This window comes from Serratia sp. 2C06 (assembly GCF_050037615.1).
In the GTDB taxonomy this organism is placed as follows: Bacteria; Pseudomonadota; Gammaproteobacteria; order Enterobacterales; family Enterobacteriaceae; genus Serratia; species Serratia ureilytica.
Genome location: NZ_CP188299.1, coordinates 4,534,152 through 4,552,464, shown reverse-complemented (window position 1 = coordinate 4,552,464; position 18,313 = coordinate 4,534,152). Strand labels below are relative to the sequence as shown.

Genomic DNA, 18,313 nt, shown 5'->3' with positions numbered 1-18,313 from the left:
TCCCGGCGGCGTGCGCTTCATGGCGCCTCCCGCGCGATCAGGGCGCGCAGCAGGGCGATCACCTGGTCAACTTCCTGCGGGGTGAGTGCGCCGTCCTTCGCCCACTGCACGCGCCCGGCCTTGTCCAGCACCACGATGGTGGAGCTCTCCTCCGGCAGCCGCCAGGCCATGCGCCCCAGCCCGTCGCTGTCGACGATGAACTGCGCCCAGGGGTAATGCCGCTTGTTTTTCTCGATCTTGCCGCGCACGAAGAAGCCGGAGCCCGGTATCGCATCGTCGGTGTTGACGATGGTGGTGGGCTGGAAGCGATCGCCCGGCAGGTTCGCGTCCTTGACGGCGTTGATCAGCAGCGAGTTCTTCTTTTTGGCGGAGGTGCGCCCGGCGATGTACTGGATCACCCGCACCTTGCCCGCCAGTTTTGCGCTGTTCCACGGCCGGTAGCTGAAATCGCCGTTACGCAGCAGCAGCTCGCCGCGATCGGCGATGGCGATCGGCGCCACCGGCCGGCCATGCACGAAGTTATGTGCCGGCGCCGCCAGCGGCGACAGCAGCAGCGCAAGGGCCAGCAAGCGAGGTAACGTCATCATGGCTACGGGCAACGCGCTTATCTGCCGGCCGCGACGGCCGACGGGGAAAACGACAGCGGAAAACGCGCCAGCAGCAGCTCCAGGCGCTGGCGGATGTCGATGTCCAGCGTCGCCGGCCGGTCATAGATATCGCCGCCGGCCAGCTTGTCCGCCACCATCACGTCGTGCCGGTCGCCCATCAGGCCGTTAATCGCCGCCAGGAAGCGCGAAATCTGCCGGGCCTCGCGGTTGTCCGGATCGATCGATCTCAGCGTGTCGTAAAACGACACCTGGCGACTGACGATTTTGCGCACGTCGTGGAACTGATGCCCGGTCAGCGCCGGGCCGGCGATCAGCGTCTGCAGCTGGCGCATCTGCTCCTGGCGGTAGGCGATAAAGCCCTGCGCGCTTTCCAGGCGGGTGTGGCGTAGCGCATAGCGCACGTAAGACCATACCGGCTTGCTGAGCAGCAGCCGCAGCAGGTTGCCGTACAGCGTCAGGTTCTTCTGGTTGCCGTTGCGAAACGCGTCCTGAAAATGGCCGAGCACCACGGTGGTGGTGTGGAACAGGCGGTTGGCGCGGTGGGGCGCGCCGTACAGCTGCTGGGCGAAGCGCAGGTGCTTATAGCGGGCGCGGATATATTTGTAGCGCATGCGCGTTGCCGCCGCCAACTGCGGGTCTTGCAGGAAACCGTTCACCAGTTGCAGCAGCTCGCGGCGGGAAAAGCCGTCTTCCCAAAACTGCAGGCACAGCGCGTAGTTGTCCCGGATGCTCTCGGGGGAGCATTCCAGATCGATCTGCTGCGGCAGGCTGATATTCGCCTCGACCAGGTCATCCTCTTCCACGGCGACAAACAGCGCCTGGGTGGTTTCGGCGGAGAACTTCTTCCAATTCGTGATAGCGGTCATTGATTACTCTCTTTGGGCACATTCAGCCCCAACATAAAGCGATTGCGGTAGGCGCCGATCGTCGGTATCAGGGATAACAGCACGTCTAAACATTGCCCCAGTAAATAAGCGAAGGCGGCGCCCTGCACGCCGAAGGCATACGCCATCGACACCAGCAGCGCAATGTAGGCCGCCGAGGCCGTCGCCTGCGCGATCAGGAAAGCGCGCTGCTTGCCCGCCATAAACAGCAAGGATTCCTGCGGGAAGCCCATCATCGAGACGATGATCGCGCCCAGCATGATTTGAATCAGGTCATAGGCTTCCAGGTATTGCTGCCCGAAGACCGCGGAAATAAGCGGCTTGCCCACCAGCAACATCAACACCGCGACGGCCAGACCGATGCCGCCGGCCAGCAGCGAAGAGCGCAGGCCCAGCAGCCACGGGGTCTTGGTGCGCGGATCCAAACGCATGATCTCGGGATAGAAGCTTTTCTCCAGCAGCTTGGCCGGGGTGCCCGTCGCATCGAAGAAGGTCATGGCGATCTTGAACAGCCCGGCGGCGGCCGGCCCGAGCACCACGCCCACCAGCACGGTGGTGCAGGAGTTGCGCGCGGCCCAGATGGTGTGGGCGATGTTGGTGGTCCAGACGAAGTTCCAGGCGCCCTCGATGCGGCGCGCGACGTTGAACAGGCGCGGCCTCAGCGCGCCGTGGATATCGCGGCGGCGCAGCTCGCGCGCGGTGAACCACCAAAACAGCGTGCCGCCGATCAGGTTAGAGGCGTACCAGGTGACGATGAAACCGGGGAACCCCAGATCGAAATAATAGGAGATGACGCTGCCCACCGCCTGCAGGAACGGCTTGATCGCCTGCTGAATGGCGATGAGATCGAAGCGGTTGAAGGCGCGCAGCACGCCGGTGGGCGTGGACGAGGTCATCGACGGGATCAGGGTGCAGTACAGCATGGCGAGCCAGAAGCTTTCGCTGTCCAGCCCCAGGGCGTGTGACAAGAACGGCAGCATGATCATGCCGCCCAGCACGGCGATGACGCCGCTGGCGATATCCAGGCCGAAGGAGAACGCGACGACGTCGCGGAAGCGCCCGGTATTTTGATGCTCCAGCGCCGGGGTGCCGAATTGCACCACAAACTGCCAGGTCTGGAATTTGATGAAATCGCTGACCGCTTTGGTATAGGCCTGGATCACCACCAGCACGCCGAACATTTCAGGCGACATGCCTTTACCGGCGCAGGAGAGCGCCAGCAGGCCAAGCAGTGCGCTGGCGACGCTGCCGGAGCCTAAATAGGCGGCATTACGTAAAATGGAACGAAACGCGCCATCGGAAAACCATCGTTTCATAACTTAAACCAGCCATCATCGTTATTTTTGTGCATCTTGTGTTCCGCACTCATGCGCTTGCCCTGTCTCTTTTTAATAAACCTGAGTTTCTTTGCCGGCGTTTTCGCCGGGTTGCCCGATGTCGCTCTGCGGGCGCTTCGCGGGGTTCACCACGGCGGAAATGGCGTTGAGCGCGTTGCTCAGCACCTCGTCGTAAGGGGCTCTGGCGTCCAGCTCGATGATGCGCGCGCCGTTGTACTGCAGGCGCACCATGGCGGAAATCTTGTCTTTCAGCTCTTCATAGCTGTGATCGGGCTTGCGGGAAAACGCCGTATCGACGTCGATATCCAGGCGAATGATCAACTCCGGCCGATAGACGGCCATGCGTTGATATAAACGGCGTTCGCGCGCCGCCAGGCGGCGCAATAGCCGGCCTTTTGCGCGTTCCACGCCGATGCCGGGCCCATCGTAGTAAAAACCGGAAATTTCCGCCTGCGGGTAGCGATCGCTGATCACCAGCACGCCGCTCTGCGCCAGCCGCCGCACCTTGCGCAGGTTGGCGGCGCGCCACAGCGAAAAGCCGTACATGATCAGCGCCGCCCACAGCGCCGGCGGCCTGTTGCTCATGCGCTGGGTTTTATCTGATTTGGCCGCCAGACGCCGCTCCAGCCACACGCCGATGAACGGCAATTTCTTGATTTTGTCGCCGTCTTCGCCGGAGATCAGCCCTAAATAGCGGCGCTGCGTGGGGCGATGCTGCTGCAGGTTTTTCACCAGATCGGCGGTCAGCGTGGACTTGCCCGTGCCGTCGCTGCCCACCACGGCAATCAGCCCGGTGATGCAGCCGTGAGAGATATCCTGCTCGGTAGTGAGTTTATTTTTTTTCATCTGTTTCAGTACGAAAAGGTTATTTGGCGGCTAGGCATTGGCGGCCCTCAGCGATATTTTAACGGCGCGCAGCGAAGCATCGAAAATATGCTTGGCCGGCTCGCGGCCGTCCAAATCCAATATGTTAGCGCCGTTAAACGTCAGGTGCGGGATGACGGCGATCTTTTCACGCAACGCCGCCAACGAGTGATCGGGTTTGCGTGAATAGGCCGTTTGCTCGTCAATATCCAACCGAATTAATAATAAGGGCTGATAAGACGCCATCCAGTGGTACAGGCGTTGTTCGCGTTTTCTCAGCCAGCGTATCCAGCGATTGCCGCCGGCGGTTTTTGCCAGCTGCGGGCCATCGAAACGAAATCCCGCCACTTCGGCCTGCGGATAACGATCGGTAATCAGCAATGCGCCGCGGCGACTTTTCTTCAGCATGCGGCGGAATTTAAAAACGCGCCAATAGGAAAGTAAAAAGATCACCAGCGCCGTGGCATTATCCGGCGGCGTAGCAGGGCGATCGTGCACGCGCTGCGATTTCTTCAGCAAATAACGCCCGAAGGGCGCGCCAATAATCGGCAGCGAACTGATCCATTCGCCGATACGCCCGGAAGACTGGCCGAGATAAAGCAGTTCGGCAGGTTCTTGCGCCGATAAGGCCTCGACCAGACTGGCGGCCAGGGTGGATTTTCCCGAGCCGTCACAGCCGGTTATCGCTATTACGCGCACGGGCGAGCGATCAGATGAAGGTCTTATCTGCTGACTCACAATAATTAATCCAATGCGAAAAAAACTATTGTATTCCAATACGCCTTGGGTTCAAGATATTTATTGTGCTTTGCCGCGATAAAATAATGGGTTCAGTATTCCTGTTGGTTATTTGAATTGATATTTATGGCGTTCGTTCTTGTTATTTTGTGCTAATTGGCCGGGCGTGAGCCGGTTTCGCTTTTTATGTTAACTTTCGGCCTGGCTCACGGCGAAAAAAGAGCAGAGGTTTTCCATTTTCGCTTAATCTTTTGTGCGGTTTGGCGCGGCGCTATGGCAATTATCTTCGCGCTGCCGTCGCGGCCGTGAGCGATATTTCGTTTCAAATAGGGCATGCCGTTTCTGGTGTATTGAAAGAGAGTCTGATTATGAATGCAAAATTTCCGCCGCTGATTGCGGTTATCGGCAGCGACGGATCGGGTAAGTCCACCGTTTGTGAACATCTGATCGAATATGTGAAACATTATGGCCCGGCGGTGCAGGTGCATCTGGGCAAACAGGCGGGCAACGTCGGGCGCGCGGCGGCGAAACTGCCGCTGCTCGGGCGCTCGGTGGGCAAGGCTATCGAAAGCAATACCAAAAAAGTCAAAACGAAGAAATCCCGCATCGGCCTGTTGCCGTCGGCGGTGATCATCGCCTTCGTGGGGCGGCGGCTGCTGCGGTTTCGCCGCATGCTGGCGTTTCGGCGGCAGGGGTATATCGTGTTGACCGACCGTTTTCCGCAGGCGCAAATCCCCGGCGCTTATGACGGCACGGTATTTCCCGTCGATGTTGAAGGCAGCCGTTTCGTCCGTTGGCTGGCGGCGCGGGAGCGGGCGGCGTTCCAGTGGATGGCGAAGCAAAAACCGGATCTGGTGCTCAAGCTGAATGTCAGTCTGGACGTGGCCTGCGCCCGTAAACCCGATCACCGCAAAGCGGCGCTGGAGAAGAAGATCGCCGTCACGCCGTTATTGACGTTCGAAGGCGCCGACATCGTGGATCTCGATGCCGATCGGCCGATCGGGGAGGTGCTTGCGGCGGCGGAAAAAGCCATCGCGGAATTTATGGTGGTGCAGGGGTATCGCTATTCGGCTGATGGGGCATCAACGGCTGCGCACTGAGGCGCGCAGCGATTCGGCAGGGCGGTGATGCCATTTTCGGCACCGCCGCCGCGGCCGAGAGGGAAAGGCTTTATTTTTTCAGCGCCGCAAAGGCGCGCACGATGGTGTCTATTTCTTCATCGCTGTGCGCGGCATTGACGCTGCAGCGCAGCAGGGTGACGCCCGCCGGCGCGGCCGGCGGCAGCACCAGGTTTACATACACGCCGTGGGCGATCAGCTCGCGCCAGAAACGCAATCCTTCTTCCTTCGAACCGATCATCACCGGCACCACCGGGCTGATGCGCGGGCCCAGGGTATACCCCAGTTCGGCGAGGCCGTGGTACAGACGGTGCGCATTGCTCCACAGCTTTTCCCGCAGCTCGGGATGGCGCGCGATTTTTTGCAGCGCCGTGCGCACCGACGCGATGCTGGACGGCGACGGCGAAGCGGTAAAGATATACGGCCGGCTGCTGTAGCGCAGCACGTCCATCCCCTTGCCGCCGACGGCGAAACCGCCGATCGAAGCCAGGCTTTTGCTGAAGGTGCCCAGGATAATATCCACGTCTTGCTCGACGCCGAGCGCTTCGGCCAGGCCGCGGCCGTGCTCGCCCATCACGCCGAAGGAATGCGCTTCGTCGACCAGCAGATACCCGCCCAGCCGCCGCTTGATGTCGACGATTTCCACCAGCGGGGCGACGTCGCCCAGCATGCTGTAGATGCCTTCCACGATAATGATCGCCTCGCGGGCGCGCTCGCCCAGGCGCACCATGCGGCGCTCCAGATCGGCGGCGTCATTGTGGCGGAAGCGAATAATCTCTGCGCCGCCGAGGGCGCAGGCGTCGTAAATGCTCGCGTGGCTGTCTGCGTCGATCAACACCACGGAGCCCGGCCCCGCCAGCGTGCTGATGACGCCCAGGTTGGCGGTATAGCCGGTGGAGAACACGATGGCGCTCGGGCGATCGAAGAATTCCTCCAGCTCCCGTTCCAGCGTCAGATGCGATCCGTAACTGCCGTTCGCCATGCGCGAACCGGTGGTGCCGGTGCCGAGCGCGGCCAGGGCCGCCTGGCCGGCGGCGATCGCCTGCGCATCGAACGTCAGGCCAAGGTAATTATTGGTGCCGGCGAGGACAATCTTTTGATCGCCGATGCGCCCCTGGGTGGCGGAATACACTTCGTCGATGCAGGTGCCGAACGGATTCAGACCGGACGTTTGAAATTGTTCACGGTCATTGGCAAGCCGCGCAAACTTGTCATACAGTCCCATGGTTTTTCTCCAGATAAGGGCGCAGCGCGTCAAGCAGTTGCTCAGGCGTTCTGACATCAAGCAATATATTGATAGGAATGGAGATATCTAATTCATCTTCCAGCATCATCAGCAGATCCAAGACTCTGATGGATTCCAGGCCAAGATCATTGACGAGATCGCTATCAGGTTTTATTTCCACTCCGCCTTCGACGATACCTTGCAAACACGTCAGGATATAATCCATTACAGCATCGCGATTTAGCATAAGAACGTTGACACACCTCTACTTGGAATAATTAAAACAGCCCTTCACGCAGCGCGCGTTCCAAACTCACCTGTGGAAACCAATTAATCTGTTGCGACAGCGCCTGATTGTTGGCGGACCAGTCTTGATGGGTTAATTCGCGTATTTTGCTGCGCGTCAGCATCGGCTCCTGTTTTATCAGGCGGTTCCACAGCACGCTGATATCCGCCAGGGCTTTCAGCAGCGGCAGCGGAATGCCCACCAGCCGCACCGGCCCGTGACGCACGGCGGCGCCGATGTCCCGCAGGCGCAGCCAGTCATAGCCTTCGGCCACGCCGTCGCACAGTTCGTAAATATTCGACTGCGCGGGCTGCGCCAATAACCATTGGCCGACCGCCTTCGCCAAATCGCTCACGTGCAGAAAAGAGAGCCTGGCGTCAGGCGCGCCCAGCCGGGGCAGCACGCCGCGCAGCAGGCCGTTGAACAGCGGTTTCAGCTCTTTATCGCCCGGCCCGTAGACCGCCGTCGGGCGGAAAATCCCCAGCGCGATCTCGCCCGAGGCGGCGATCAATTGCTGCTCGGCGGCCTGTTTTGAATGGGCGTACCAGGACAGCGCCGGATGGCGCGCCGCCAGCGATGACATGAACAAGAAACGATTGCAGCGGCCGTTTTGCCTGGCCGCCTGCATCAGGTTCAGGCTGCCGGTCACGTTGCAGCGGGTGAACACCGCTTCCGCATGCCCGCGCACCTGGCCCGCACAGTGCACGACGCACTCGGCGCCGCGCACCAGTTCGGTGAGCGAAGGCCGATCTTCCAGCGCGCCGGGGATCCACTGCAGGTTGTCGATGGCGGCTTTTCCGGCTTGCCGCGTCAGGGCGCGCACGTTGAACCCTTGCGCCAGCAGTTCCTGGACGATATGCCGGCCGATAAAGCCGGTCGCGCCCGTCACTGCGACGGTGCCGCTCATTGCGCGAAACCGGCCAGCTGCGGCATTTGCGGGTAGAGCGAAGCGCTCAGCCAGCGTTTTTTGGCCTCCGCGCGGGCGGGTTTGCCCGACGACGTGCGGGGAATGCTGTGCGGCGGCAGCAGCTCGATGTCCACCGCAATGCCGAACTCGCTTTGAATGCGCGCGCTCAGCGAGTGCACGATTTGTTCCCGGCGTTCTTCCGAACTGACTCGGCACTGGATTTGCAAAATGATCCTGGCCGCTTCGTCGTGTTCTTCGGTTACGAAGGCGATCGCATCGCCGGAACGGATTTCCGGTTCGGACTCCGCGACGTACTCGATATCCTGCGGCCAGATATTGCGGCCGCGAATGATGATCAAATCCTTCTTGCGGCCGGTGACGTACAGATAGCCGTCCAGCAGGTAGCCCAGATCGCCGGTATCCATCCAGCCGGTCACCTGAATTTGCTGCTGGGACTCAGTATCGCAAAAATAGCCGTTCATCAGGCTGGGGCCGGAAATCGTGATATGGCCGACCTGGCGCTCCGGCAGTGGTTGCCCGGTTTCGCTGCGGATCTCGATGCGGTGGCCGGGCAGCGCACGGCCGCAGTTGACGAAGGTCGAGACGGCGCGGGTTTTTTTGCCCGGCGCGACCGCTTTTCCCTCGTACTCCAAAATATCCCGGTCGACCGCGTTGGTTTGCGGGCCGGAGCAAGGATCGGAAAAGCTCACCGCCAGGGTGTTCTCGGCCAGCCCGTAGCACGGCATGAAGGCTTTGCTGTCGAAGTTGATGCTGCGGAAGTGTTCGCCAAACTGGCTGAGCAGCTCGGCCGGGATCGGCTCGGCGCCCACGCCGGCGACCCGCCAGCTGGAAAGATCCAGATCGGCCAGCTCTTTGGCGTTGCTGCGGCGCAGACACAGATCGTAGCCGAACGGCGGGGCGACGGACACCGTGCCGCGATTCTTGGCGATCAGTTTCAGCCACTGCATCGGGCGCATGGCGAAATCTTGCGTGCGCAGATAATCGACGGACAGCTGGGTCGCCACCGGCGTCAGCAGGAAACCGACCAGGCCCATATCGTGATAGAAGGGCAGCCACGACACGCAGCGATCGCCCGCGCGCAGCTTGATCCCGTCGCGACTGATCGCATTCAGGTTCGCCATCGCCGCCCGCTGGGTGATGATCACGCCGCGCGGGAAGCGGGTGCTGCCCGAAGTGTATTGGAGATAGGCGATATCGTCGGGCGAAGGCGCCGGCAGCGCGATCTCCGGCTCCGGCAATGCGTTGAAATCCGCGTCGCTGAGGATGTGCATCGCTGACGCGTTTTCCGTGGCGGAGGCGATGAGCGGCGTCCACTCTTCGCTGCTGATAATAGCCGCCGGGTTGCAGCTGGCGATCAGCCCTTTCAGTTTGGCGGTGTAGGAGTCGCGCTGGCCCACGCCCATCGGGATCGCCAACGGCACCGCCACCAGGCCGGCATATTGGCAAGCGAAAAAGGCTTCGACGAACCCCGCGCTGGTTTCGGCGATCAGCGCCACGCGATCGCCTTTCTTGAGCTTCAGGGACAATAAACGCCGCGCGCCCGAGATCGCTTTTTGCTGCAGCGTGCGATAATCGAGAACGGTCACGAGTTGATTGCGCCGATCGTAAAAATTCATTCCCGTATTACCGAGCGCCGCGTAATCCAACGCGTCCACTAAAGTGGGGAAGTCCGCATAGCGCATGGGAAGAGAATGAACGGAACTTGTTTCAGACATAGACAAACTTAGCCATAGATTAAAAATCACCAAAAGAGTTAAATCACTCTTGGCGAGGTAATTGATGTTTTACTATGAATAGGTTTTGAATAAGTTTGTTATTCAACCATCTTCATTCCGCGAATTGCGTATATTGCCGTACTTGAGCGGCACGCCGGTTATTAACCCGGTAGCGCGTGAGCGGCCTGCATTATCAGCCTTGAGCGGCGACCTGGAGATATACGAGAGGTGATTGTAATACCCGAGGTTCGCCGTTCTTTAGTCTGCATCTGTCGGGCAGGAAATACCTGTCTGCTCATAGGTTATGACCTCATGCATGGCTATCTTCGAACTTAAACACTTCCTAAACAGTATGCCGCAAGAAATCAAAAAGTGAATGCCTCATTTAAGTTGATTCTTAAAAAGAGCATTAAGTGGTAAAAATGGCGGCGCGCCACCTGATTAAAGTCGGTACACTTAAAGCGGCGGGTTTCTTTCGCCCAAATAGCACTAAATAATAAAAGAGCACGCATAGCGTAGCATGTCAGCGCCGCTTTGGGCTTTCCTTTTTTTGTTTAATCACGCCGCCTCAGTGCGCGTGATAGGCAAATAATGCGCTGGTTCACAGGGGGAAATATTCGGTTTTTCTTATCGTTGAACCGGAGGCGATACACAATCCAATAAAAGAGAACAGCATAAAAAATGCTAAAGGCGTTGTCGCGCTCATATTTAATTATTTTATTAATACGTAAGGCTATTTATGATCCGTATTGAGAAAGTTCTGGATAAACGCGAACTTAAAGAATTTATTGCTTTCCCTTCGTTACTGTTTCGTGATGACCCGAACTGGATTGAGCCGCTGTATTTAGAGCGCGAAGAGCACCTGTCAAAGAAGAATCCCGGCACCGATCATATCGAATGGCAGGCGTGGGTGGCGAAAAAGCAGGGGAAGGTCGTCGGGCGCATCACCGCGCAAATTGATTCTCTGCACCGGGCGCTGCACGGAGAAGATTCCGGTCACTTCGGCATGATCGACGCCGTTGACGATCCCGCCGTGTTCAGCGCGTTATTCACGGCGGCGGAGGAGTGGTTGCGGTCCAAGGGCACGCGGAAAATCACCGGGCCGTTCAGCCTCAATATCAATCAGGAAAGCGGCCTGCTGGTCGAAGGGTTCGACACGCCGCCGTCGGCCCTGATGACCCATGCCAAACCTTACTACGCGGCCCAGATAGCGCAGCAAGGATATAGCGAAGGGATTGATTTGCTTGCTTATTGGATGAAAAGAACCGACCTGCATTTTTCGCCGTCGCTGACCCGGATGATGGATCAGGTGCGCAAAAAGGTGACCGTTCGCCGCCTCAACCGCAAGCGCTTTCGCGAAGAGATGCAGGTGCTGCGCGAGGTGTTCAACTCGGGGTGGCAGCATAACTGGGGGTTTGTTCCGTTCACCGAGCATGAGTTCGCCACCATGGGGGATCAGCTGAAGTTCCTGGTGCCCGACGATATGATCCATATCGCCGAGGTGGATGGCGCGCCCTGCGCCTTTATCGTCGGGTTGCCGAACATTAATGAGGCGATTGCCGATCTGCAGGGGCGGTTATTGCCGTTCGGTTGGGCGAAGTTATTGTGGCGGCTGAAAGTCAGCGGCGTTCGCACCGCGCGCGTGCCGCTGATGGGCGTTCGCCAGGAATATCAATTCAGCCGCATCGGGCCGATTATTGCATTGCTGTTGATTGAGGCGCTGCGCGAGCCGTTCGCCAAGCGCAATATCGACGCGCTGGAAATGTCGTGGATCCTGGAAACCAATACCGGCATGCGGACGATTTTAGAACGTATCGGCGCGGTGCCTTATAAACGCTACCGTTTGTACGAAAAGACGCTTTAATCGACTGATATCGCATCGCCTTTTAACGCCATCAGGATAATAAGCGCATTGCGTGCGGCGCCGTTCGTTTTGGGGGACTGAGCGTGAGTGAAAGCATTGTCCCCAGAGTGGAACGGTTAAGGCCGTTAATTAATAAACCCGAGATAAATTCACGGCGCGTGATTTATTGAACCGCGATCGCCGTGATGCTGAAGAGAGCAGAATGCATGCCTGTGGAAAAGAAAAAGGGAATAAGCCGATTAACCTACAGCATAAGGAACTCCTGGGCCGGCTTTATTGACGCCGCGCTGACCGAAAATGCATTTCGTGAATTATTGGTTATTAACGCCATTTTACTGGTTGTTACATTTACTCTGGATATTACAAAAATGGAGCGGCTGTTATTAATCGCCTGCAGTTTCCTGCTGCTGGTGGTTGAGCTGCTTAATACGGCGATTGAAACCGTGGTCGATCGCATTTCGCTGGCGTTGCATCCGTTATCCAAACGCGCCAAAGATCTGGGCGGCGCAGCGCAGCTGGTGGCGGTGATAATGACCATCATTATTTGGGGGACGGTGCTGCTGGGAGGATAACGGCGAGGCGCGCTCCGGCGTTAAACCGGTTGCTGCGGCTAAATAAGCGGCTATTATCGTTGCTTTACGCCTTTGGCGCCATGGTAAGGATAGGTTGCCGTTATGCCCGTGAATTTTGATCTCAACGATCTTTATGCGTTTCGCGCGCTGGTGGAGTACGGCAATTTTCGGCTGGCCGCAGAGTCCATCTGCCTGTCGCAGTCGGCATTGAGCCGCAGGATTGAGAAGCTGGAAAACGCGCTGGGCATCAAACTGTTCGATCGCACCACCCGGCGCGTGACCTTGACGCTGTACGGGCAGGCCTTCGCCGAACGTTCGGAGCAGCTGCTGATGAACGTCGAAGCGGTGATGGCTGATATCGATAAGGTCAGCCAGGAGCGGGTGGGGCTGGTCACCGTCGCCACGGTGCCGTCGGCGGCCTACTATTTCATGCCCGACGTGATACGCCGTTTCCGGCTTCGCTATCCGCGCGTGCGCGTTAAGCTGATCGACGGCAGCGCAGGCAATGTCATCGAGGCGGTCACTGGCGGCCAGGCCGATTTCGGCATCTGCTTCGCCGGGCGGCTGCAGCCTAATCTTGAGTTTGTGCCGTTGGTGGGGGACGTCTACGTGGCCGCCTGCCGGCGCGACCATCCGCTCGCCGGTAAAAAGAGCCTCAGCTGGCGGGAGTTTTATCAGCAGGATTACGTGTCGCTGGATAAAACCTCCGGCAATCGCAATCTGCTCGATCAGCGCCTGGAACACCTCGTGCCGGAACGCCCCAGCGTGTGTGAAACTCGCCATGTGACGACCATGCTGGGCATGGTTGAGGCGGGCATCGGCATTGCCGCCGTGCCCGCCATGTCGATGCCCGCTTCAGAGCACTCGGTGTTGACGTCGGTGCCGCTGGTCGATCCGGTGGTGAAACGCACCGTAGGCCTCATCAGACGCGGCGGCCGCATGCAGTCTTTCGTCGCCGCCGAGCTGGAAAAGCTGATTACTGAACAGTATCACTCTGCCTGACCGGCTGCGGCGCCGGCACGGTTCGCATGCCGGTCGCGCGAATGGTCGGCTGCGCCTGAGAGGAGGCGAGGAAGTCCAGCAGCGCTTTGCCTTCGCGGCGGTGCTCCGCCTTGGCGGTTACCGCGCCCGCGAAGCGGGTGATGTACTGCACGTTTTCAGGCAGCTCGCCGATAAAGGTCACGCCCGCCACGGGCAGCAATTCGCTGACCTGCTGGAAGCCCAGCGCGTATTTCCCCTGCGCCACTTCAGAGGCCACCGGAATGCGCTCAACCTTATGCGCTTTCCCTTTCACCTGTTCCTCGATGCCCAGCTTTTTGAACAGTTGGCCGCTGACATAGCGGCCGCTGGCGCTGTCGGAATAGGCGAAAGAGTCCGCCTGCAGCAAGACATTGCGCAGGTCGGCATCCGTTTTTATCACCGGCTTGGGCGCGCCCTGTTTGACCACCATGCCGATCGGCGAATCGGCCAGCTCCACGCGCGAACCCGGCTGGGTCCAGCACTCTTTTTCCAGTTGGGTGAGCGCGTCGCCCACCATGATCAGCACATCGGCTTGCTCTCCGCGCGCCAGCCGCGCGGGGATCGCCTGCGGCGTTTTGCCCATCGAGGGGCCGGACACCAGAATGATTTTGTCGCCGCTTTGGGCTTCATACTCCGGGGCCAGCTTCTCCAGCGCGGCTTTGAAGCCACCGGAGATCATGACGGTCACGTCTTTGGCCAGCGCCGCCGTACTGCAGGAGGCGCACACCAGCGCGGCGAGGATCGAACGAGTGAGTTTTTGCATGGCATCATTCCTTTTGAGATGGCGGCTTAGCGCGCGGTTTGCAGTGGCATGGCGATGCGGCGATACATATACAGCGTCGCCAGCAGGGCGCACAGCGCGGCGAAGCTCATCCAGTAGCCCGGTGAAGCCTTGTCGCCGGTGTATTCGATCAACGCGGTGGAGACTACCGGCGTAAAGCCGCCGAACACCGCCGTCGCCAGGCTGTAGGCCAGCGAGAACCCGGCCACCCGCACTTCCGTTGGCATGATCTCCGTCAAGGCCGGGATCATGGCGCCGTTGTAGAGGCCGTAAATGAAGGACAGCCACAGCAGCACGGCCAGCATCATGCTGAAGCTGGGCGCGGCGGCGAGCAGGCTCAGCGCCGGGTAGGCGGTGGCCAACGTCAGCAACGTCATGGCGACCAGCACCGGTTTGCGGCCGAAACGGTCCGACAGCGCGCCGCCGATGGGCAGCCAGATGAAGTTGGAGATCGCCACCAGCAGGGTGACCAGCAAGCTGTCGGAAGCGCTGAGCAGCAGCACCTTTTTGCCGAAGGTCGGCGCATAGACGGTGATCAGGTAAAACGCGGTGGTGGTCATGGCGACCATCAGCATGCCGGCGATCACCACCGGCCAGTTTTTCAGCAGGGTTTTAAACACGTCGCGCATCGCCAGGTGGTGACGGCGAGCGGTAAATTCCTGCGTCTCTTCCAGCTTGCGGCGCAGGAAGAAGATAAAGGGAACGATCAGGCAGCCGAACAGGAAAGGCAGGCGCCAGCCCCATTCGCGAATGGCGCTTTCTTCCAGCGCCGCATTGAGCGCGAAGCCCATGGCCGCCGCCACCATGATAGCCACCTGCTGGCTGCCGGACTGCCAGCTGGTGTAGAAGCCTTTACGGCCCGGCGTGGCGATTTCGGCCAGATAGACGGACACGCCGCCCAGCTCCGCGCCCGCCGAGAAGCCTTGCAACAGACGCCCGCACAGCACCAGCAGCGGCGCCCAAAGCCCGATGCTTTGGTAAGAGGGGATCAGCACGATCAGGAAGGTGCCCGCGGCCATGATCGACAGGGTCACGATCAACCCTTTGCGGCGGCCGACTTTATCGATGTAAGCGCCCAGCACGATGGCGCCGATCGGGCGCATCAGAAAACCTGCGCCGAATACCGCGAAGGTCATCATTAGCGAGGCGAACTCGCTGCTGGCCGGGAAAAAGGTGTGTGCGATGTAGGTAGCGTAAAAACCGAACAGGAAAAAATCGAACTGCTCTAAAAAGTTGCCGGAGGTGACGCGCAGTATCGCGCCGGTTCTGGCCCGGGTGGTCATGGGTGAGGTAGAGGAATGCATCTTTATCTCCAGTTTGTTATTGGCGCTTGACGCCGCGCCTGTTGCTGAAGACTCGCTCAGGAAAATAAAGTAAATAAGCGCAATAAACTCATGGCGCGATGCGTTTGACGCATCAATCGGCGTTAACAATGTTGCCTAACCCGATGTAACGTGGCGTTAACAAGTGTGAGGGTTATCGCTTGCGGCGGCGGGCGTCGAAAATGGCATGCGCGTTTTGTGACAGGGTTCATAAAGGGGCGGCGGGGAAAGAAGGCAGTGACCAGGCAGTAACGGCTTCTGGGCCAGAGGGCGGTGCCGGCTGGGTACGGCGATATTTACCCGCACACATGATCCTGTTCTGGCTTCAACCTAACCGCGGGATCGCCCAATACGACATAATTACGAATATCATCGCGCGCGATTTGCAATGCCAGCAACTCAGCGGCGGGGACGGTTTGTCCATTCAGTTTGTTATTCAGTTTTTCCAACAGCCTGGTGCTTAGCACCCCCCACTGCCCGTTGAAAGCGTCGGTGGCCATACCGACGCGTTGGCCGGCAAGCAAGCGATGGATGACGTCACGAAATCGTTGGGGCTGCGCCATACCGATTTCAGAAACGAAGCTGGATGCCCACACCCGATCAATATGTCCCAGAGAAGCCAGAATGCCTCCCTGGGGAAGTGTCATGAGCTTTTGCGGCAGGCGGGCCGTCATCGCATGTGGCGCAATGCGAACGCGATCCGCTTTAGAGTGAAAGTTATCGAACGCCGGCGTACCGGCGCCATAGCAGGCAAAAAACAAATGGATCATGCCATGAACGTTGGCATGCTCTGGAATATCTTGAGCGGCAAACCAGTGTTCATGGGTAATATCGCCATAAGCGGGCCAATCCTGACACACCAATGCCCCTTGATGGTCCGCCAGTCGAGGGTCATCGGCCTGAAAGGCCATGCCGTGCGTGCCCGTGATCAGCAGCGAAGGCGGGTTATGTGGGGCACTGAGCAGGTGACTCAGGCAGGCTTTGGTCGCTTGCTCGCTTAATGAACTGTTTAACGCAAAGCGATACTTTTCACCCAACGGCCCGAGTGAACCTGTGCCAGCGCCAAAGGGGGTGGCGACATGCTTGATGAACAGCTGGGTGGCGCGATCGAAATCATGGCGGGTAGCGAACAGTTCAATACGCCGAGCTGTTTTGCGAGAGGCATCTGTTTCATGGGCCACGATGCTGTCTGCATAGGCGGTAAATTCTTCAAGTGTAGGGAAATCCAATCGCCCAACCCCGGCGACGAGATCCAGCGCATATTGAAATTCAAACGGAATGGCCTCTGGCGAACCGATCAGGACAAGATAATAAGGCATGCCGAGATCGGGATTAATCATATCTAATGAGGAACCATGACGATTAAGCCAGCCGCTGGCTTTCGCCCTGTCGGTAACCGTCCGGACCGGCGAAGATGCGGAATGTGCCGGCGGCCTGCTGCCGTCGCAATTCAACCAGAGGGGCCAGTGCGGCCAAATGAGGTGCCGAGTCCATATTCGCGGCGAAGAGGAGCCCCCAACCACTTTCGGACAGTTGGTCGGCATCGAAACCGAATTGCAAACCCAAATGCGCTCTGTCGGGAAATGCCGCGCCGACGGTTTGTCCGAGCAGTGATTCAGCTGCAGACTGATGCTGCTCGTGCTGATCCATGCCCCCGGTTTCCAATGGCAACCCCGTGTCAGCGTGAATGCCGAAAGCCAGTAGCGGCATCTGTTCTTCGTCAATCATGATGCGTCCGCCGTTTTGAGCGCCGCTTGCCAGAGCAGATGGGCCACTTCGGGGCCGGCAATATCGCTGTGCGAGCCGGAGATGCCGTTGCCATGGCAAATAAAATTGCTGCTGTTCACGTTATAAATGTGAGCCGGAACGAAGGCATAGGTGCCAGCGGCTGGCAATAGGGTAATATTGTGAGCGGTGGGTATGCCACAAATGCCCAACGCGCCAATTGCGGCATAGAGCGGAGGAAACATGTAGGCGACCTGGCCAGCCACCCCTGCTGCCCAGGGATAAAGTTTGCCGACGGCCATGTCGCTGTCCGAGCGCGTAGCCACTAAAGGCCCGCTGATTTTCTTTTCCATCAGGATGTTATTGAAGAATCCTGCCGTTTCATGTGATGTAGGGAGTGATGAGGTAAAGGACCAGATAGACATGGCGCCTTGGACCAATACGCAAGAGTTTATCGGGAATGGCAACGGCGTAGCGCCAGCAGGGCCCGCAATGGCCGCGCTGGCGACTATGCAACCGAAACTGTGTCCCATCAGATGGATGCGTACGGCGGGTGAGGCTTGCTGCATAGCGCGCAGCAGAGGATGCAGCCCTCTTTCGCCGACGTCTTTGGCTCTTTTCTTCATCGTCCAAAAAGTTAATTGCCGCAGAGGCGCCAGTAACGGGTTGTCGCCGACATCATTACCGAAGGCCACATTATTGACGGCTTCAGCCACGGTTTGATCGGGATCGAAAGGCAGACGATCGGCGGAGCCTTCACCCGGTGCGCCGTTGGCACCCAAATCCAGTGCGGCATTGAGCTCTAAATAGGCCGCACGCAAGGTGTCGGATAACGTCATTGACGCGGAGTCTGTGCGTACTTCATCAAAGATTTTATACAGCGCCGCCCGAACTTCCGGTGTGTCGCCGAGCGCCTCGATATGGAAGTCGATCCTTTCTCTCAATGTCTGAGTGTTAGCAGGGGAGAAACTGGTGTCTGAGGCCTCTTTTTCATCCCCCCATGCCAGACTGGGCCAGTGAAAGCCAATGTGCATTTCTTGAAACGAGGGGATTTGTTGCAGCATATGCAGGCGATCTTCATCCTGCGAGGCAAAAGCGCCGATCCAACTGTCAAATTGAGCGAAGGCTTTGGCCTTATCCTGATGCCAGCCGTGGCAGCGAATGAACACGTCGGTAATGCCATTGTCCACCAGGGATGACAGCATCAACTCGCTCAGTTTGCCGTTAGGTGCATCGGGATCGTTATCTTGTTCCGCGCCGTTTTTATCGGTGACAATCATGAAATAGCTTGTATCCGTTGTCGGGATCGTGCGGTATGGCATACAA

18 protein-coding genes are annotated in these 18,313 nt (G+C 58.7%); 4 read left to right on the top strand and 14 right to left on the bottom strand.

The window, feature by feature from the left end; all coding sequences use genetic code 11:
* Window positions 1-17: 17 nt before the first annotated feature.
* The 5 genes from ACP3TA_RS22245 to ACP3TA_RS22225 all read right to left on the bottom strand — a co-directional run bounded on the left by ACP3TA_RS22245 (window position 18) and on the right by ACP3TA_RS22225 (window position 4,431).
* Window positions 18-584 carry a YtfJ family protein gene (locus tag ACP3TA_RS22245; protein ID WP_047575559.1) on the bottom strand — a complete coding sequence of 189 codons (567 nt, stop codon included), beginning with the start codon at window positions 582-584 and terminating at the stop codon, window positions 18-20.
* Between the two features lie 20 nt (window positions 585-604).
* The gene (locus ACP3TA_RS22240; RefSeq protein ID WP_101453902.1) at window positions 605-1,474 is read right to left on the bottom strand and encodes a hypothetical protein; all 870 of its coding nucleotides are present in this window, start codon (window positions 1,472-1,474) and stop codon (window positions 605-607) included.
* Entirely contained in the window at window positions 1,471-2,808 is a 1,338-nt protein-coding gene (locus ACP3TA_RS22235) for a lipopolysaccharide biosynthesis protein (RefSeq protein WP_004935553.1), read from the bottom strand. Before ACP3TA_RS22235 ends, ACP3TA_RS22240 begins: the two co-directional genes overlap by 4 nt.
* Window positions 2,809-2,880: 72 nt before the next feature.
* Window positions 2,881-3,675 carry a hypothetical protein gene (locus ACP3TA_RS22230; protein WP_426784439.1) on the bottom strand — a complete coding sequence of 265 codons (795 nt, stop codon included), beginning with the start codon at window positions 3,673-3,675 and terminating at the stop codon, window positions 2,881-2,883.
* Window positions 3,676-3,705: 30 nt separating this feature from the next.
* Complete coding sequence (locus ACP3TA_RS22225; RefSeq protein ID WP_033643765.1) at window positions 3,706-4,431, bottom strand: lipoprotein; 726 nt, start codon at window positions 4,429-4,431, stop codon at window positions 3,706-3,708.
* Between the two features lie 368 nt (window positions 4,432-4,799).
* Between ACP3TA_RS22225 and ACP3TA_RS22220 the strand changes: the two genes are divergently transcribed.
* On the top strand, window positions 4,800-5,531 hold the full coding sequence (locus tag ACP3TA_RS22220) for an ATP-binding protein (protein ID WP_089197232.1): 732 nt from the start codon (window positions 4,800-4,802) through the stop codon (window positions 5,529-5,531).
* Window positions 5,532-5,601: 70 nt separating this feature from the next.
* On the opposite strand, the gene spt is transcribed toward ACP3TA_RS22220, so the two are convergent.
* From spt to ACP3TA_RS22200, 4 genes are read right to left on the bottom strand one after another with little or no spacing between them, the layout of a single operon-like run.
* Window positions 5,602-6,774: a serine palmitoyltransferase gene (gene spt / locus ACP3TA_RS22215; protein WP_089197231.1), complete on the bottom strand. Its 1,173-nt coding sequence runs from the start codon at window positions 6,772-6,774 to the stop codon at window positions 5,602-5,604.
* Window positions 6,761-7,021, bottom strand: coding sequence for an acyl carrier protein (locus ACP3TA_RS22210; RefSeq protein ID WP_015378483.1), 261 nt, complete (start codon window positions 7,019-7,021; stop codon window positions 6,761-6,763). The genes spt and ACP3TA_RS22210 overlap by 14 nt, the downstream gene beginning before the upstream one ends.
* Window positions 7,022-7,052: 31 nt before the next feature.
* On the bottom strand, window positions 7,053-7,967 hold the full coding sequence (locus tag ACP3TA_RS22205; protein WP_262943119.1) for an NAD-dependent epimerase/dehydratase family protein: 915 nt from the start codon (window positions 7,965-7,967) through the stop codon (window positions 7,053-7,055).
* On the bottom strand, window positions 7,964-9,703 hold the full coding sequence (locus ACP3TA_RS22200) for a fatty acyl-AMP ligase (protein WP_160204420.1): 1,740 nt from the start codon (window positions 9,701-9,703) through the stop codon (window positions 7,964-7,966). Before ACP3TA_RS22200 ends, ACP3TA_RS22205 begins: the two co-directional genes overlap by 4 nt.
* A gap of 739 nt (window positions 9,704-10,442) precedes the next feature.
* Between ACP3TA_RS22200 and ACP3TA_RS22195 the strand changes: the two genes are divergently transcribed.
* The 3 genes from ACP3TA_RS22195 (at window position 10,443) to ACP3TA_RS22185 (ending at window position 13,141) form a co-directional block, all read left to right on the top strand.
* A complete protein-coding gene (locus ACP3TA_RS22195) occupies window positions 10,443-11,567 on the top strand; it encodes a DNA-binding protein (RefSeq protein ID WP_033643760.1) in 1,125 nt (374 codons plus the stop codon).
* Between the two features lie 206 nt (window positions 11,568-11,773).
* Complete coding sequence (locus ACP3TA_RS22190) at window positions 11,774-12,139, top strand: diacylglycerol kinase (protein ID WP_033643759.1); 366 nt, start codon at window positions 11,774-11,776, stop codon at window positions 12,137-12,139.
* Window positions 12,140-12,241: 102 nt separating this feature from the next.
* Window positions 12,242-13,141, top strand: a complete 900-nt coding sequence (locus ACP3TA_RS22185) for a LysR family transcriptional regulator (protein WP_033643758.1) — start codon at window positions 12,242-12,244, stop codon at window positions 13,139-13,141.
* Here the strand turns inward: ACP3TA_RS22185 and ACP3TA_RS22180 are convergent.
* The 5 genes from ACP3TA_RS22180 to ACP3TA_RS22160 all read right to left on the bottom strand — a co-directional run bounded on the left by ACP3TA_RS22180 (window position 13,116) and on the right by ACP3TA_RS22160 (window position 18,309).
* Complete coding sequence (locus tag ACP3TA_RS22180) at window positions 13,116-13,922, bottom strand: substrate-binding domain-containing protein (protein ID WP_033643757.1); 807 nt, start codon at window positions 13,920-13,922, stop codon at window positions 13,116-13,118. The genes ACP3TA_RS22185 and ACP3TA_RS22180 overlap by 26 nt on opposite strands.
* 26 nt (window positions 13,923-13,948) lie before the next feature.
* A complete protein-coding gene (locus ACP3TA_RS22175) occupies window positions 13,949-15,244 on the bottom strand; it encodes an MFS transporter (protein ID WP_033643756.1) in 1,296 nt (431 codons plus the stop codon).
* A gap of 314 nt (window positions 15,245-15,558) precedes the next feature.
* Window positions 15,559-16,602 (bottom strand): hypothetical protein, encoded by a 1,044-nt coding sequence (locus ACP3TA_RS22170; RefSeq protein ID WP_426784438.1) that lies wholly within the window; start codon window positions 16,600-16,602, stop codon window positions 15,559-15,561.
* 22 nt (window positions 16,603-16,624) lie between these two features.
* Window positions 16,625-16,990 (bottom strand): hypothetical protein, encoded by a 366-nt coding sequence (locus ACP3TA_RS22165; RefSeq protein ID WP_426784437.1) that lies wholly within the window; start codon window positions 16,988-16,990, stop codon window positions 16,625-16,627.
* Window positions 16,987-18,309, bottom strand: a complete 1,323-nt coding sequence (locus ACP3TA_RS22160; RefSeq protein ID WP_206196381.1) for a hypothetical protein — start codon at window positions 18,307-18,309, stop codon at window positions 16,987-16,989. The genes ACP3TA_RS22165 and ACP3TA_RS22160 overlap by 4 nt, the downstream gene beginning before the upstream one ends.
* Between the last annotated feature and the right edge of the window lie 4 nt (window positions 18,310-18,313).